This is a genomic window from Bradyrhizobium sp. SZCCHNGR1005 (assembly GCF_032489995.1).
GTDB lineage: Bacteria > Pseudomonadota > Alphaproteobacteria > Rhizobiales > Xanthobacteraceae > Bradyrhizobium.
The window spans coordinates 96,040-110,710 of the sequence record NZ_JAUEZC010000010.1; the positions used below are offsets into that span (position 1 = coordinate 96,040).

15 protein-coding genes are annotated in these 14,671 nt (G+C 63.6%); 7 read left to right on the forward strand and 8 right to left on the reverse strand.

Annotated features, from left to right (window positions below; genetic code table 11):
* The 6 genes from QXZ85_RS29935 to QXZ85_RS29960 all read right to left on the reverse strand — a co-directional run bounded on the left by QXZ85_RS29935 (position 1) and on the right by QXZ85_RS29960 (position 4,440).
* Positions 1-1,869, reverse strand: coding sequence for a methylmalonyl-CoA mutase family protein (locus QXZ85_RS29935; RefSeq protein WP_315768710.1), 1,869 nt, complete (start codon positions 1,867-1,869; stop codon positions 1-3).
* 95 nt (positions 1,870-1,964) lie between these two features.
* Positions 1,965-2,459, reverse strand: a complete 495-nt coding sequence (folK, locus tag QXZ85_RS29940) for a 2-amino-4-hydroxy-6-hydroxymethyldihydropteridine diphosphokinase (RefSeq protein ID WP_315706141.1) — start codon at positions 2,457-2,459, stop codon at positions 1,965-1,967.
* A complete protein-coding gene (folB, locus tag QXZ85_RS29945) occupies positions 2,459-2,824 on the reverse strand; it encodes a dihydroneopterin aldolase (protein WP_315706140.1) in 366 nt (121 codons plus the stop codon). The genes folK and folB overlap by 1 nt, the downstream gene beginning before the upstream one ends.
* The gene (gene folP, locus QXZ85_RS29950) at positions 2,821-3,684 is read right to left on the reverse strand and encodes a dihydropteroate synthase (protein WP_315706347.1); all 864 of its coding nucleotides are present in this window, start codon (positions 3,682-3,684) and stop codon (positions 2,821-2,823) included. Before folP ends, folB begins: the two co-directional genes overlap by 4 nt.
* Positions 3,685-3,756: 72 nt before the next feature.
* Positions 3,757-4,164 (reverse strand): DUF4332 domain-containing protein, encoded by a 408-nt coding sequence (locus tag QXZ85_RS29955; RefSeq protein WP_315706139.1) that lies wholly within the window; start codon positions 4,162-4,164, stop codon positions 3,757-3,759.
* 39 nt (positions 4,165-4,203) lie between these two features.
* Positions 4,204-4,440, reverse strand: a complete 237-nt coding sequence (locus QXZ85_RS29960) for a hypothetical protein (RefSeq protein ID WP_315706138.1) — start codon at positions 4,438-4,440, stop codon at positions 4,204-4,206.
* 340 nt (positions 4,441-4,780) lie between these two features.
* Here QXZ85_RS29960 and QXZ85_RS29965 point away from each other — a divergent pair, with 340 nt between their 5' ends.
* From QXZ85_RS29965 to QXZ85_RS29980, 4 genes are all read left to right on the forward strand, one after another.
* On the forward strand, positions 4,781-6,391 hold the full coding sequence (locus QXZ85_RS29965; protein ID WP_315768706.1) for a helicase HerA-like domain-containing protein: 1,611 nt from the start codon (positions 4,781-4,783) through the stop codon (positions 6,389-6,391).
* A 46-nt stretch (positions 6,392-6,437) separates the two neighbouring features.
* Positions 6,438-7,751, forward strand: a complete 1,314-nt coding sequence (locus QXZ85_RS29970) for a glycosyltransferase family 87 protein (RefSeq protein ID WP_315764737.1) — start codon at positions 6,438-6,440, stop codon at positions 7,749-7,751.
* 14 nt (positions 7,752-7,765) lie between these two features.
* A complete protein-coding gene (locus QXZ85_RS29975) occupies positions 7,766-9,169 on the forward strand; it encodes a M20/M25/M40 family metallo-hydrolase (RefSeq protein ID WP_315706135.1) in 1,404 nt (467 codons plus the stop codon).
* Between the two features lie 149 nt (positions 9,170-9,318).
* Positions 9,319-10,065 (forward strand): SDR family oxidoreductase, encoded by a 747-nt coding sequence (locus tag QXZ85_RS29980; protein WP_315764733.1) that lies wholly within the window; start codon positions 9,319-9,321, stop codon positions 10,063-10,065.
* An 85-nt stretch (positions 10,066-10,150) separates the two neighbouring features.
* Here QXZ85_RS29980 and QXZ85_RS29985 read toward each other — a convergent pair whose 3' ends face one another.
* Together QXZ85_RS29985 and QXZ85_RS29990 are read right to left on the reverse strand one after the other, a co-directional pair.
* Positions 10,151-11,368, reverse strand: coding sequence for a GGDEF domain-containing protein (locus QXZ85_RS29985; protein ID WP_315706133.1), 1,218 nt, complete (start codon positions 11,366-11,368; stop codon positions 10,151-10,153).
* A gap of 154 nt (positions 11,369-11,522) precedes the next feature.
* Positions 11,523-12,620 carry a trypsin-like peptidase domain-containing protein gene (locus QXZ85_RS29990; RefSeq protein ID WP_315706132.1) on the reverse strand — a complete coding sequence of 366 codons (1,098 nt, stop codon included), beginning with the start codon at positions 12,618-12,620 and terminating at the stop codon, positions 11,523-11,525.
* Positions 12,621-12,955: 335 nt separating this feature from the next.
* Between QXZ85_RS29990 and QXZ85_RS29995 the strand changes: the two genes are divergently transcribed.
* The 3 genes from QXZ85_RS29995 (at position 12,956) to QXZ85_RS30005 (ending at position 14,604) form a co-directional block, all read left to right on the forward strand.
* Positions 12,956-13,405: an Hsp20 family protein gene (locus QXZ85_RS29995; protein WP_315741466.1), complete on the forward strand. Its 450-nt coding sequence runs from the start codon at positions 12,956-12,958 to the stop codon at positions 13,403-13,405.
* 73 nt (positions 13,406-13,478) lie between these two features.
* Positions 13,479-13,973, forward strand: a complete 495-nt coding sequence (locus tag QXZ85_RS30000; protein WP_315706130.1) for an Hsp20/alpha crystallin family protein — start codon at positions 13,479-13,481, stop codon at positions 13,971-13,973.
* Between the two features lie 85 nt (positions 13,974-14,058).
* Positions 14,059-14,604: a hypothetical protein gene (locus QXZ85_RS30005; protein ID WP_315762126.1), complete on the forward strand. Its 546-nt coding sequence runs from the start codon at positions 14,059-14,061 to the stop codon at positions 14,602-14,604.
* Positions 14,605-14,671 lie beyond the last annotated feature (67 nt).

The following is a 14,671-nucleotide window of genomic DNA, read 5'->3' on the forward strand; positions in this document are numbered from 1 at the left end:
TCACTCCAGAAACGTATAGGCGTCCTCGAGCGTCTTGGGCGCGTCACAGCCGGCAAAGATGAACCCATCGACACCGGCCCCGCGGAGCGCCGCTTCTTGTTCGCCGCCGCGCCCCGCCAGATAGATATGCCGGACGCCGGCGCCTTTCAGGGCCTTGGCGGCCGGAACTGCCATTTCCGCATAGACCTTGTCCGAGGAGCACAGGCAGGCCAGCGTTGCGCCGGATGCCTTGCAGGCCGCTGCCAATGCGGACGCATCGGATGCTCCTTCGCCGACGATCGCAGCGATGCCGCCCGCCTCGAAAAAGCTCTTGGTGAAGGTCGCGCGTGCGGTGAAATCGGCAGGCGTGCCGAGATTGGCAAGAAAGATGGACGGACGCTTGCCCTTGCTCTTCAGCAGGCCGTCAGAGCGATCGCGCAGGCGCTCGAACGGTTCGGCCAGCCGGATCGGGGCGAGGGGCTCGAACGTGACCTTCGCCAGATCGTTTGTCGCGGCCGCGATTGGCGTCACCGCCTCGACCGCGACATCGGCTTCGGCGAGATTGGGAAACTCGCTGGCGCCGGTCAGCACGTCGCGTCGCTTGGCAATATTGGCCCCGCGCGCCTGTCGCGTCGCAGCCACCTTGCCCTGGATCAGCCCGGCCTGCAGCGCCGCGAACACGCCGCCGGCCTTCTCGATCTCCTGGAACTGCGCCCAGGCCGTTTCGCACAGCTCCTTCGTCAGCGCCTCGATGCCGCCCGAACCGGCCGCGGGGTCGGCGACCTTGGCGAGGTTGCTTTCCTCCAGCAGGATCAGCTGCGTGTTGCGCGCCACGCGGCGGGCGAACGCATCCGGCAGGCCGAGGGCGAGCGTGTGCGGCAGCACGGTGATCGCGTTGGCGCCGCCGATTCCCGCCGCGAATGTCGCGATGGTGGCACGTAGCATGTTCACGTAAGGATCGCGCTGCGTCAGCATCCGCCAAGCGGTTTCTGCGGCGATGAAGACCGGCTTTGGCGCGAGGCCGCAAGCCGCTTCGATCCGCGCCCATAGCAGCCGAAGCGCGCGGAACTTGGCCGAGGTCAGGAACTGATCGGCATCGGCGCAGAGCCGGAACGAGAGCGCCGCGCGGGCGTCGTCCAGCGCGATGCCGCCGGCTTCGAGCGTGCGCAGATAGGCGAGGCCAGACGCGATCGCAAACGCCAATTCCTGCGCTTCCGATCCGCCGGCGTCATGAATCGGCCGGCCGTCGGCCAGGACCAGATGCCGACTGAAGCCGCGGTCCTTTAGGCCGCGCACCACCTTGGCGAACCCGCCCTCCATCTCGGACCAGGGCGCGGCGGCACTGCCGCGGACGGCCAGGGTGGAAAGGGCCTGATAGTTGATACGAAGATCGACCTTAGCGGGATCGACGTGCTGGGCTTCGATCAACGATGCGACCGCTTCGCCCGCATTGCCGCGGCCGAGCACCGGATTGAGCGCAATCGAGATCCCGGCATCGAACACGACACCGGCGAACAACCGCTGCAGCGTTGCCGGCTCGGCGTCCGGAATGCCGAAGCCGCGCGCGCCGGGGCCGTTCTGGAAGTCGAGTTCGATCCCGGTCGCGCCATTCTCGAGGTCGGTCAGGATCTGGGCATTGGCCTTGGTAACATCGGGATGGTCGACCCGCTGCATGATGAACCAGGGCGCGGCGGCGGCTCGTCCGGTAACCGGGGATGCACCCTTGGCGCGGGTGTAGATCGGCTGGATAGAGAGGCCGTCATAGGTCTTGCCGACCAGCTTCTCGAATGGCGCTCCCTTCAGTACGCCATCGACCAGCTTGCGCCAATCGTCACGACTGGCCGGCGCGAACTCGGCGGCCAACCGCAGGTCCTCGGTCACGGATGTCATTCGGCCTAAGTCTCCCGGGCGCCTGTTTTCACCATTGTTGGCCGCAAAATGCCACGTCGGAACGGCCAAGCCAAACGGTTGTTTCGGCTTTAGACCTATCGTTCGAGAGGGGGCAGACGCTCGATTCCGTCGCACGGGACATGCGCCAACGCCTCCTTGATGCGCCGGCCTGCGATCAGCCGCTCCGGTGCGATCTCGGCCAGCGGCACCAGAACGAAACCGCGCTCGAACAGGCGAGGGTGCGGCAGGGTCAGCTGGGGCGTGTCGATCGCGAGATCGTCATAGGCGATCAGGTCGAGGTCGAGCGTCCGCGGTCCCCAGCGGCTCTCGCGCGCGCGGTCTCGGCCAAACATCCGCTCGACCTCGTGCAAGGCGGCGAGCAGAGCGTGCGGATCGAGCTGCGTCTCGATCGCGATACAGGCATTGATGAAGGGCGGCTGCTGCGTCTCACCCCAGGGCGGCGTCAAGTAATCGGCGGATCGCGCTGCGAGCGTTGACTGAGCAGGGCGGCAGATTTCCGCGATGGCGCGTTCAAACGTGGTGCGGACATCGCCGACATTGCCGCCGAGGGCGATCAGCGCGCTCGCCATCAGTCGCGCGAGCGCGTCAGGACAACGCCCACATCCTCGAAGATCGCGGCGATCGGCGCGTGCGGCTTGTGCACCGTGACCTTCACGGCGCGGATCCGCGGGAAAGCCGCCAGGATCGCATCGGCGACCGCGCCGGCCGCGCGCTCCAGCAGCTTGTAGCTAGTGTCCTTGAAGGCTGATGTCGCGGTGGCCACCACGTTGGAATAGTTCACCGTGTCGGCGAGACGGTCGGAGCGCGAGGATTCGGACAGGTCGGTATCGAGTTCGAGATCGATCACGAAGCGCTGGCCGACCTCGCTTTCGTGCTCCAACATGCCATGGCGGGCATGAATCAGAATTCCCTTGATGAAGATGGTGCCGCTCATCCTTTTTGCGCCTCGATCGCTGCGGCCACGCGCAAGGCTTGCACGGTTTCGGCCACGTCATGGGCCCTGATGATCTTGGCGCCGCGCTCGGCGGCAATCAGATGCGCCGCAATCGAACCGCCCAGCCGTTCGCTCGGCTCCGAGGGCACGACGGAGCCGATGAAGCGCTTGCGCGACGCGCCGACCAGGAGCGGCAGGCCGAAGCACGAAAGCTCGCCGAGTCGCGCCAGCATCGTCATGCTCTGCTCCGTCGTCTTTCCGAAGCCGATGCCGGGATCGAGCACGATGTTGCCGTCGGGAATGCCGGCCTTCGCGGCGATGTCCAGCGAGCGGGCAAAGAAATCCAGCACGTCCTGCACGATGTCAATTGCGGGATCGATCGAGAGGCGGTTGTGCATGACGACCACCGGCGCGTTGTGTGCAGCCACGACCTTGGCCATCTCCGCATCGCGCTGCAGCCCCCAGACATCATTGGCGATCGCTGCGCCTTGCTCCAACGCAAACGCGACGACCTCGGCCTTCATGCTGTCGATCGAGACGGGTACACCGAGCGCCACGACATCAGCAAGAACAGGCCTCAGCCGCGCCAGTTCCTCATCAGCCGACACGGGCGTCGCCCCGGTATAGGGACGGGTGGATTCGGCGCCGATATCGATGATGTCGGCACCCTCGGCGATCATACGCCTGGCCTGTTCGATCGCGCGTTCCGGTGCATTGAAGCGGCCGCCGTCCGAGAACGAGTCGGGTGTGACATTGAGAATGCCCATCACGGCCGGGTAGGGTCTTGCGACCCATTCGCGCAGCAGCGGATGCACAGCCGAAGCTAGGCTCAGGCGGGATTTTGGCGCGGGCGCATTCATGGCGACGCTTTGCGCGGTCGCGGCGACGGAGTCAAGATGATGCACTGCACGCGCGCAAGGGCGCCGATGCCGTCAATAGCTGATCTTCGGTTCCAGCTTGCGTGCCTGCTCGATCATGTGCCCGACCGATTTCTCCGAAGGCAGGATGCGCACCAGCTTGCGCCTGGTGTTCACCTCCTTGATATTTTGGGCGAGGCGAGCCGGGTTGCGGTGAGCGAGTTCGCGCACCGTGGTGACGCCGGCGGCACGCACGAGGCCGACCTTCGCTTTGCCCATGCCCGGAATTCGCATGTAGTCGGCCACATTTGCCCAATCGAGCAACTGCTGCTCGGTGATGCCGGTCTGGGCGGCGAGCGTCTTGCGGCCTTTTGAGGTGCGAGCGGCTTCAAGCAGCGCGTCGGTGGTCCGGATGCCAAGCGCCTTCAGGTTGGACGCGGCAAAGGCCGTCATGCCTTCGATTTCGGAAATTGGGTATGTCATGATCTTCAATGGGTGCGAAAGTGCTTCAGGCGAGATGGGTCAGGCCCGGTGTCTTGCGACGATCGCGCCCATTCGATCGACTTCGATTGTGTCGCTGCAGAGCTTGAAAAGTTCACCTGTGTGGATGCAGATCCCAGCGCGGCAGAGATCTTGGATGTAGAAATCTTGCGCCATCAACCCGGTGCGAAGAAAGTCAAGTATGATGCCGATGGCATTTTCAGCCAAAGCTCTACCGATGCCAGCCTTTGCGGCCAGCAGCTCACTTAATTCGTCCATCTTGCCCCGTCCTCGATCCGGCCCCCCAAGACCGGACTGTCCTTGAGGATTTATCTTGATCGGCCGACCGGTGAAAGACAAGTCATGAGCACACGCCGACGCGCGCAGATTCGCGATCGCGGCAAAAGTGTTGCAGCGATGCAAGACGGCGTGTGAAATTTGCGGATAGGCAGCGTAATATCTGCTCCTATCGCATTTCTGTTGACTGCAACGGGCTGATAGAGCGGATACGAGGCGGCTGCGGTTCCGGCAGAGCCAAGATAGAGCCAAGGTCAAGTATGACGCCGGGCCGATTGCAGACCGCAAACTTAAGACGAAAACGAGCGAAAGACCTGTCGTAATGGCATTCTCCGGAACATCCTCGGCCGATACCGAGGACAAAATTCTCGTCGGCAAAGGGGAACAGCCGGCCTGGTTGACGCTTGCGCTTTCCAATCGCCACGGTCTTGTGACCGGTGCGACCGGCACCGGCAAGACGGTGACGCTGCAGGTGATGGCCGAGGGCTTTGCGCGCGCCGGCGTTCCGGTATTTGCTGCCGACATCAAGGGGGATCTGTCGGGCATTGCCGAGGTCGGTGAGGGCAAGGATTTCATCCTCAAGCGCGCGAGCGAACTGGGCCTGACATATCAGCCCGACCAGTTCGCGACGGTATTTTGGGACGTGTTCGGCGAGCAGGGGCATCCGGTGCGCGCCACCGTCACCGAGATGGGACCGTTACTGCTGGCGCGCATGCTCGACTTGAACGATGTGCAGGAGGGCGTGCTCAACGTCGCCTTCCGCGTCGCCGACGACAATGGGCTGACGCTGATCGATATGAAGGACCTGCGTGCGCTGCTCGATGCCATCATTCCCGAGGTGGCCAAGAAGAGCGCCGATGCCGAGGAGGATCCGTTGGCGCCGATCCGCAAGGCCGCACAGTCGTTCGGCAATGTGACGCGCGCAACCGTCGGAACGATCCAGCGCCAATTGCTCGTGCTGGAAAACCAGGGCGGCACCAAATTTTTTGGCGAACCAGCTCTGTCCCTGCAGGACTTCATGCGCACCGACCGGGACGGGCGCGGCATGATCAACATCCTGGTCGCGGACAAGCTGTTGCAGAACCCGAGGCTCTACGCGACCTTCCTGCTGTGGACGCTCTCGGAATTGTTCGAGGAACTGCCGGAAGTCGGCGATCTCGCCAAGCCGAAACTCGTGTTCTTTTTCGATGAAGCGCATCTGTTGTTCAACGACGCGCCGAAGGCGCTCATGGACAAGATCGAGCAGGTGGTGCGGCTGATCCGCTCCAAAGGCGTCGGCGTCTATTTCGTGACGCAGAACCCGCTCGACGTCCCCGATCGCGTGCTCGGCCAATTGGGCAATCGCGTGCAGCACGCCTTGCGCGCGTTCACGCCGCGCGATCAGAAGGCCGTCGCTGCGGCTGCCGAGACGTTCCGGCCCAATCCGAAGCTCGACACCGCCAAGGTGATCATGGAACTCGGTAAGGGCGAAGCGCTGGTTTCGTTTCTCGAAGGCAACGGCACGCCGGCGATGGTCGAGCGGGTGTTGATCAGGCCGCCGTCGGCGCGGATCGGACCGGTCACGCCGGAGGAGCGCAAAGCGATCATGGATGCGAGCCCGGTGAAGGGCAAATATGACACCGCGATCGATGCGGAGTCGGCCTATGAGATGCTGCAGAAGCGGATTGCGGGCACCGCGGCCACCGCAGAAGGCTCATCCGGCAGTGTGCTCGGCAGGATCGGCGACATCGCCGCTGCGATCTTCGGCACCAACGTCAAGCGCGGCCGGCTTTCGACGGGCCAGTTGATGGCGCGGAATATCACGCGCTCGGTCACCGACAAGGTGGTCGGCGGCGTGGCGGCTGATCTCGGCAAGCAGGTCGGCGGCTCCCTTGGCGGCTCGATCGGCCGCTCCCTGGTACGTGGCGCGCTCGGTGGGTTGTTGCGACGATGATGATGAACATGTTTGCTGATCGCGTGACCTGCTGATGTCCGAACCAATGCCTAGGTTGCGATGGCCGTCGTTGCGCGCGCCGGTCGATATCCTCTTCTTGATCTGCTGTGTGCTGCTGATCGGTGACGTGCTGGTCCCGGAGCTGTGGGGCAACGGCAAAACCAAGGACTATCCGCTCTGGTATTGGGCCGGACAGCAGGTACTCCTGGGCCAGGACCTGTATCCGCATAACCTCGCCGACTATTTCGCCTTCCTCTATCCGCCGTTCCCGGCCGTGCTGCTGGCGATCCCTGCCTGGCTCGGCAAGGTGGTGCTCTACACCTGTCTGGGGCTGCTCAATGTGGTGGCGTGGTGGATCACGGCGCAGCTCTCTCACGCCATGACCGGTTCGGGCAGGGAGCCCAATCAATGGCTCTATTTCCTGCCCGGCTTCGTGACGATCAGCTTCGTGTTCGACATGTTCGATCTCGGGCAGCCCAACCTCATGCTGCTGGCGTTGATGCTCTACGGCTTCTGGCTCCTGCAGCATGCGCGGCCGTGGCTCGGCGGCAGCATGTTTGCGCTTGCAACCGCCATCAAGGTGTTCCCGGTCGCCGTCTTGCCGTACCTCGTCTGGCGCCGGCAATGGTGGGCCGCGGTCAGCATGATCGTGTTCACATTGGTGTTCCTGTTCGTGGTGCCGGCGCCGGTGCGCGGCTTCCAGCACAACGTGGCGGAGCTGAAGACCTGGTATCGAGGCATGGTCGGCACCAGTTCCGAGAAGGGGTTTGGCCAGCGTGACGAGCAGAACTGGTCCTGGGTCAATCAGTCGATCATCGCGGTCACGCATCGTCTGACGCGTCCGGTGAACTACAACCAGGACGATCCGTCCAAGCCGGTGCGCACGATGAACGTCGTCGACATCTCGTTCCAGGAAGCAAACCTCGTGGTGCTCGCGGTCTCGCTCGCGCTGGGATTGGGCTTCCTGGCGGTGATGCCTGCGCAGAAACGGCGGACGCCGCGCTCCGACGCCGAGGAGCTTGGAATCCTGTTCTGCCTGATGACGGTGGCCTCGCCGCTTGCGCGGCAATATTATTTCATATGGCTGTTCTTTCCGATGACGATCCTGATGCATCGTGCAGCCTATGACTCCCGGCCGCGGGTGCGTCTGTGGACATGGCTTGCGCTGGCGCTCTCGGGCATCCTGCTGCTGCTGTCGTTGCCGCCATTCCCGAAAGATATCCAGGCATGGGGCAACAATCTTGCCGCAACCGCCGTCATGGCCGGCGCGCTGGTCTGGCATATCCTGCATCCGCCCCTGCAGGAGGCGGCTAGCTCGCCGGGGACAACGGGGTTAAAACCGGCGCAGCAATCAGCTTGAAGGAATTGGCGATCATGGCCAGCGCGCAGCTTCAGTCCGTCCTCGATCGTATCGACGCCGATTTCGACAACAGTCTGGAGCGGCTGTTTGCGCTGATCCGGATCAAGTCGATCTCCGCCGATCCGGCCTTTGCCGCGGACTGCAAGGCGGCGGCCGATCATCTCGCCAAGGATTTGGCCACGCTCGGCTTTGCCAGCGAAGTGCGGCCGACCGCGGGACATCCTGCCGTCGTCGGCAAGAGCAACGGGCACGGTGCTTCAAGGCCGCACGTGCTGTTCTATGGCCACTATGACGTGCAGCCGGTCGATCCGCTCGATCTGTGGCACCGTCCGCCGTTCGAGCCGGTCGTGACCGATCATGCCGATGGTCGCAAGATCATCGTCGCGCGCGGCGCCGAGGACGACAAAGGTCAATTGATGACCTTCATCGAAGCGTGCCGAGCCTGGAAAACCGTCACCGGCTCGCTGCCGCTCGACATCACCGTCCTGATCGAGGGCGAGGAGGAGGTCGGTTCGAAGAACTTCGTGCCGTGGCTCGAGGCCAACAAGGATGAATTCAAGGCCGACTGCGTGCTGGTCTGTGACACTGGCATGTGGGACCCGAACACGCCCGCGATCACCGTTGCGCTGCGCGGTCTGCTCTACGAGGAGGTCAAGATCAAGGCCGCCAATCGCGACCTGCATTCCGGCGTGTTCGGCGGCGGTGCGCGCAATCCGATCCGGGTGCTGACCGAGGTGCTGGGACGGCTGTTCGATGAGAATGGCCGCATCACCATTCCAGGCTTCTATGATGGCGTGAAGGATCTGCCGCCTGCGGTGCTGGAGCAGTGGAAGAGCCTCAACTTGACGCCGGAGACGTTTCTGAAGCCGATCGGCTTGTCGATTCCGGCCGGCGAAAAAGATCGGCTCCTGATCGAGCAGATCTCCTCGCGTCCGACCTGCGACATCAACGGCATCTGGGGTGGCTATATCGGCGAGGGCTCCAAAACCGTCATCCCGGCGCATGCGTCTGCGAAGGTCTCCTTCCGCCTTGTCGAAGGGCAGGACCCGGCCAAGATCCGCAAGGCGTTTCGCGATTTCGTCTTGGCGCGCATTCCCGGCGATTGCTCGGTCGAGTTCGGCGACCATTCGGCAGGGCCTGCGATCGCGCTCGACTGGAACATGAGGCCGCTTGCTGCTGCCAAGCAGGCCCTCACCGACGAATGGGGCAAGGAGGCGCTGTTGATCGGCTCCGGCGCGTCGATCCCGATCGTGGCCGACTTTAAGAAGACGCTCGGCCTCGACTCGCTACTGGTCGGCTTCGGTCTCGATGACGACAACATTCATTCGCCCAACGAGAAATATGATCTGAAGAGCTACCACAAGGGCATCCGCTCCTGGGCGCGCATCCTCGCTGCGCTGGCGGAATTGCCGCGTTAGGATCAGAAGCTGCGCACGCTCGATCGCGACACGTCAGAGCGGCGCTTCGCGGTCTCCGCGCTGTGGTTCGTCAAGCTACTCGCATGGCATTCTTGGAGGTTTACGAGAGGTTCCCGCTCAAGATCGTTGGCTGAACAGGAGAGTATGTCATGAAGATCGTCATGATTGGCGGCTCGGGCCTGATCGGATCGAAGTTGGTCGCCGTACTCAAGCAGCGAGGGCATGACGCTCTCGCCGCTTCTCCGCGGACAGGTGTCAACAGCGTGACAGGGGAGGGCCTTGCCGAGGCGCTCGCCGGCGCCGAGGTCGTCGTCGATGTTTCCAACGCTCCGAGCTGGGAGCCCGCCGCGGTGCTCGACTTCTTTCAGACATCGAGCCGCAATCTGGTCGCCGCAGAGGCCGTCGCTGGGGTCAAGCATCATGTTGCATTGTCGATCGTCGGGACCGACCGTGCACCCGGCAACAGCTATTTCCATGCCAAGCTCGCCCAGGAGCAGGTGATCAAGTCGTCCGGCGTGCCATACACGATCGTCCGCGCCACGCAGTTCTTCGAATTCCTGAGCGCGATCGCCGATGCGGGCGTCGTCGACGGCAAGGTCGTGGTTCCGACGGCCTCTTTTCAGCCGATTGCTGCTGATGACGTCGTGAGCGCGCTTGCCAGCGTTGCAACAGGCGCTCCACTCAACGCTACGATCGATATCGCTGGTCCGGAAAAAGCCCCCTTCAACACGTTCATCGCGCGCCGCTTGAAAGCGGCGGGGGACGTCCGGCCGGTCGTTGCTGACCCCAATGCGCAGTATTATGGAGCTGCGATCGATGATCGTTCGCTGGTCCCGCTTGGGTCGGCCCGCCTCGGTCCAACTGGTTTTGACGAATGGCTCGCGACAGCAACGTGAGCGCCGCTCCATTCCCCCCGAGTTCGCGTGCGCGTCCGAAAGCCGGTTTCCACTTTTCCGGATCGTGCTGCTCCATGCCGATATGTCAGGCTGCGGACAGAGCCGTGGCAGTAGCCTGATTGCTGCCGGCGAACTTGCGCAGGGCTGCGAGATTGGCCTCGGCGGAGGCCAATCTCCAGCATGACTTTCCGCTCGATTTCGCTTCGTAGAGCGCGGCGTCTGCTGCAGACAGCAGGGCCTCCGGGTCGGTGCCATGATCGGGCGAAGCGGCAATGCCGATGCTCATTCCGATGTGGACGTGCGCGCCGTCCGGCAGTTCCACGGGCGCGGTCATCACGGAGATGATGCGCTCGCCGAGCGCCAATGCGTGATCGATCGCCGGGTCGCCGGCGAGCACGACGAACTCGTCGCCCCCGATCCGCGCGATGACGTCGGTCGGAGAGACGGTGTCCCGCAGCGTTGCGGCGACGATCTTCAGCAATTCATCACCCGCGGCATGACCAAAGGTGTCGTTGACCGGCTTGAAGCCATCGAGATCGAGATAGAGGACGGCGAAGCTCTGATGTCCAGAGGCTTTGCCATTGAGCCTGCTTTGCAGCGCGTCGATCAATCCGGCGCGGTTGCGCAGGCCCGTCAGCGCGTCGAGCCGCGCCAGCTCGTCGCTCTCGCGTTTGGAATGCATGACGGCCACCAGCATCTTGTTCAGCCGGAAGGCCGCGCCGGTCATGGCGAGGAAGTACACCGGCATCTGCAGATACATCACGAACAGCAGCGGCTCATGGGAGATGGCGACGCCCGGGATCACCGGGCCGATGCTGCACAGGATCATCGTTCCCGCGAGGTGGGGCGCGCTGAAATTGCGGAAGCAGATCCCGCCGACCATGGCCGCCGATGAAATGCAGGCGAGTGACGCTGCGATCCAGTCGCCGGACGCCAGGCTGATGCCGACACCGAAACCGACGCTGGCGCTCCATGCAACCGACAGCAGGATGTGGATATCGGTCGGAGTCGCGCGCTGCTCGCGCGCCCTGCGATAGGCGATCATCATCACGATCAGCCGCGAGAGGCAGATCACGACTTCCATCAGTAACCAGGTGATGAAGAGAACCGTGGGCGTGCGAAGTGCAAGCGCAGCAGCGACCGCGACGGTGTTGATGACGCCACCGGCGAAAACAGACCAGCAGCCATAGAGCTCGCCGATCAATGCGAGGCGAATGTCGGATGACACCGGATATCCCGGATCTGCCAGCCAGCGCGTCGCGCGCCAGCGTGGCAAACTGAAAGCCAGACCGTCACCCCGCATTTCAATACCTCCGCACGGGCGCACTAAGCAGCGGGGCACTTAACAGGTCTTTATGGACGTATCGGCGTCTCGTTGCATGCTTGATGTGCGGTAAAAATCTACCCCACGTCGTGAGCGTTGCCGGTAGCGGGACTGAAGGTTGAATCCGCAGCTCTCAGCCTGACGTTCGCACGCGCGCCCGCTCCTCCGGAACGGGAGCCACCTCGACCACCGCATTGCCCAGGGTGCGATCGCGCTCGAATGTGAGGCGGACGCGCTGGCCGACCGGCGTCAGCCCGATCAGGTTGCGCACCTGAGTGGCGCTGCGCACCGGCACGTCGTTGGCCTTGACGATGATATCGCCCTTGCGCAGGCCGGCGCGTTCCGCCGGAGAGCCGGCGCTGACGTCGGCGATCTGCGCGCCGTGAACACGGCCGTTGCCGGGCGTATCGAGGTCCAGCAGCGTCACGCCGATACGGCCGCGCTCGACCCGACCGCTCTGCACCAGTTGCTCCATCACCCGTCGCGCCATGTTGATCGGCACGGCAAAGCCGATCCCGACATTGCCGCCGCCCGGCGAGATGATCGCGGTGTTGATACCGACCAGCTCGCCGCGCAGGTTGATCAGCGCGCCGCCGGAATTGCCGGGATTGATCGCAGCATCTGTCTGGATGAAATCCTCATAGCCCTGCTTGCCGAGACCGGTGCGCCCTAGCGCGCTGACCAGGCCCGAGGTGACAGTCTGGCCAAGGCCGAAGGGATTGCCGACCGCGATCACGAAATCCCCGACCTCCAGCGCATCGCTGTCGCCAAGCGCAATCGCTTTCAGATCGACGGGATCGCGGATCTGGAGCAGGGCGATGTCGGTGGCAGGATCGCGGCCGACCAGGCGCGCGGCAAATTTTCGGCCGTCCTTGGTCCGGATCTGGACTGTCGTGACATGCTCGACGACGTGGTTGGCGGTCATCACATAGCCGCGCTGGGCATCGACGATGACGCCGGAGCCGGTTGCGCTGAACTGCTTCTCGACCTGCTTCGGCACGTCGAAGAATTCGCGAAAGAGGGGGTCGTGATAGAGCGGATTGTCTTCGCGAAGGCGGCCCTCGACCGAGATGTTGACCACCGCGGGCGTGACCTCCTTGACGAGCGGGGCCAGGGTCGGCACCCGCCCGAGCTTGAGGTCGGGGATCTGGGCTCCGGCCGGAGCCGCCAGTAGGCACAACACGATAGCCGGCGCGATTGCCAACGGCCGGACCCAACGCAGCAGCTGCATCGTTAATCCCCTCGAACAGGTTCAATCGGATTCTGGCGGCGATTTAGCTGGGAAAATGTCCAGGCTCGGTCAAGAGGGGGTCCGCAATCGATCGAGCCTGTGCCGTGAAATTTTCGGTCCCGCCAGCGGGCGCCTTGAGGGTCCCGAAAATTTTCTGATGCCCCCTTGAATTCGTCTTCCGTTTTTCTAACTCGCTTGTTGCCGCCGCAAGCGGCGCCGGGTGCCCTGTCGGGCCCGGCGGACTGCCTGGGCGCAGGACCGGTTTCTGTACCGAGCGGGTCCAGCACCGGCCTTGCGCTCCTTCGTATCCATCTTGCTCTTAGGAGGACTTGGCTATGAGGACTTACGATTTCACGCCGCTCTGGCGCTCGAGCATTGGCTTTGATCGTCTCCTTGGCCTGCTCGACGAGACGCAGCGCGCGGTCGACGACAACTATCCACCTTACAACATCGAGCGGCTCGGCGAAGACCGCTACCAGATCTCGCTGGCGCTCGCGGGCTTCGGCCCGGACGAACTCGCGATCACTGCAGAACAGAATGTGCTGACGGTGGAAGGCCGCAAGGCCGACAAGGAGGGGCGTGAATATCTCTATCAGGGTATCTCCGCGCGGCCATTCAAGCGGCAGTTCAACCTCGCCGACTATGTGCAGGTGACGAACGCCTCCTTTGACAACGGCCGGCTGCGGATCGAGCTGGTGCGAGAAATCCCCGAAGCCATGAAGCCGCGGCGGATCGCGATCGGTACCGGCCCGGTCGAGAAGATCGAGCAGAAGAAAGCTGCCTGAAACTGGGCGTGGCCGGCGCGCGGGGCGTTGAGCCCCCGCGCGCGCTGATCCCATGCAAGGAGGAGATATCCCTATGGCTATTCGCGACCTGATTCCGTGGTCCCGGCCGCAGCAACTGGCGTCGCGGGACACCTTTGATCCGTTTCTCGCATTGCATCGCGAGGTGAACCGTCTGTTCGACGACGCCTTCCGCGGCATCGGCTCTTTCGGCGGGCTCGGCCCGTCCCTGATGGAAGGCCAGTTCGGCTGGCCCAAGGTCGAGCTGCGCGAGACCACCGACACCGTGACGATCTCGGCCGAGTTGCCGGGCCTGTCGGAGAAGGACGTCAATGTCGAGATCGCCAACGGCGTGCTCTCGATCCGCGGCGAGAAGAAGACCGAGCGCAATGGGGAAGGGCGCTTCTTCACCGAGCGCTATTATGGCGCGTTCGAACGGCGGATTCCGCTCGAGGATGTGCAGGAAGACAAGGCCAAGGCCGAATTCAAGAACGGCGTCCTCACCGTGACCATGCCGAAAGCCGAGCAAGCCGCCCGCGCGGTCAGGCAGATTCCGATCCAGACGGCTTGATCCGTCGTTCAGGGGAGGCGGCCGGGCGGCCGCCTTCCCTATCCAACAATTGTTCCTACGAAGGAGTGGTACCAGGAGAAACGACATGAGCGAACGCAGTGTTTCGATCAACGTCGGCGATGCCGCGTTTCATCCCGTGTCGCATTATGATTCCCCCGCGGCGGTGCTCGGCGACGGCAGGCTTTCGACCGCCGAGAAACGGCTGATCCTGTCATCGTGGGCGTCCGACATGTATGCGGTCGAAGATCAACCGTCCCTGCGCAAGATACCCGGGAGCGAGCGGTCGCTGCGGCTGCCCGACATTCTCGGCGCCTTGCGGCAGCTCGATCAGGAGGACGACCCGCCGCGGCCGCGCGGCGGCGCTGCGATGCGGATCATACGTCGTGGCGATGTCTGCGCGCACGGCGCGTCGATCGGAGTCGGCGGCCTTGCCGCGGGCGAGAGCCGCGTCGGCCCCTTGAGGCTATCGCAACGTGCGCGCTTTTCCCGCGAGGCCAATGTGCGGCGTTACCGCAAGCTGCTCACCACCAAGCTCGCCGATCATGAGCGGTGTTACATCGAGCGGCGGCTTGCCGAGGAACTGAGCACGCTTTCGGAGCGGCGCGGTCTGGCCGGCGCCGAGACGTGCTGAACTCGCAAAACAAAAACGCCGCCCGGAATTGGGCGGCGTTTCATTCCAAAACGTGTAGAGGGTGTGT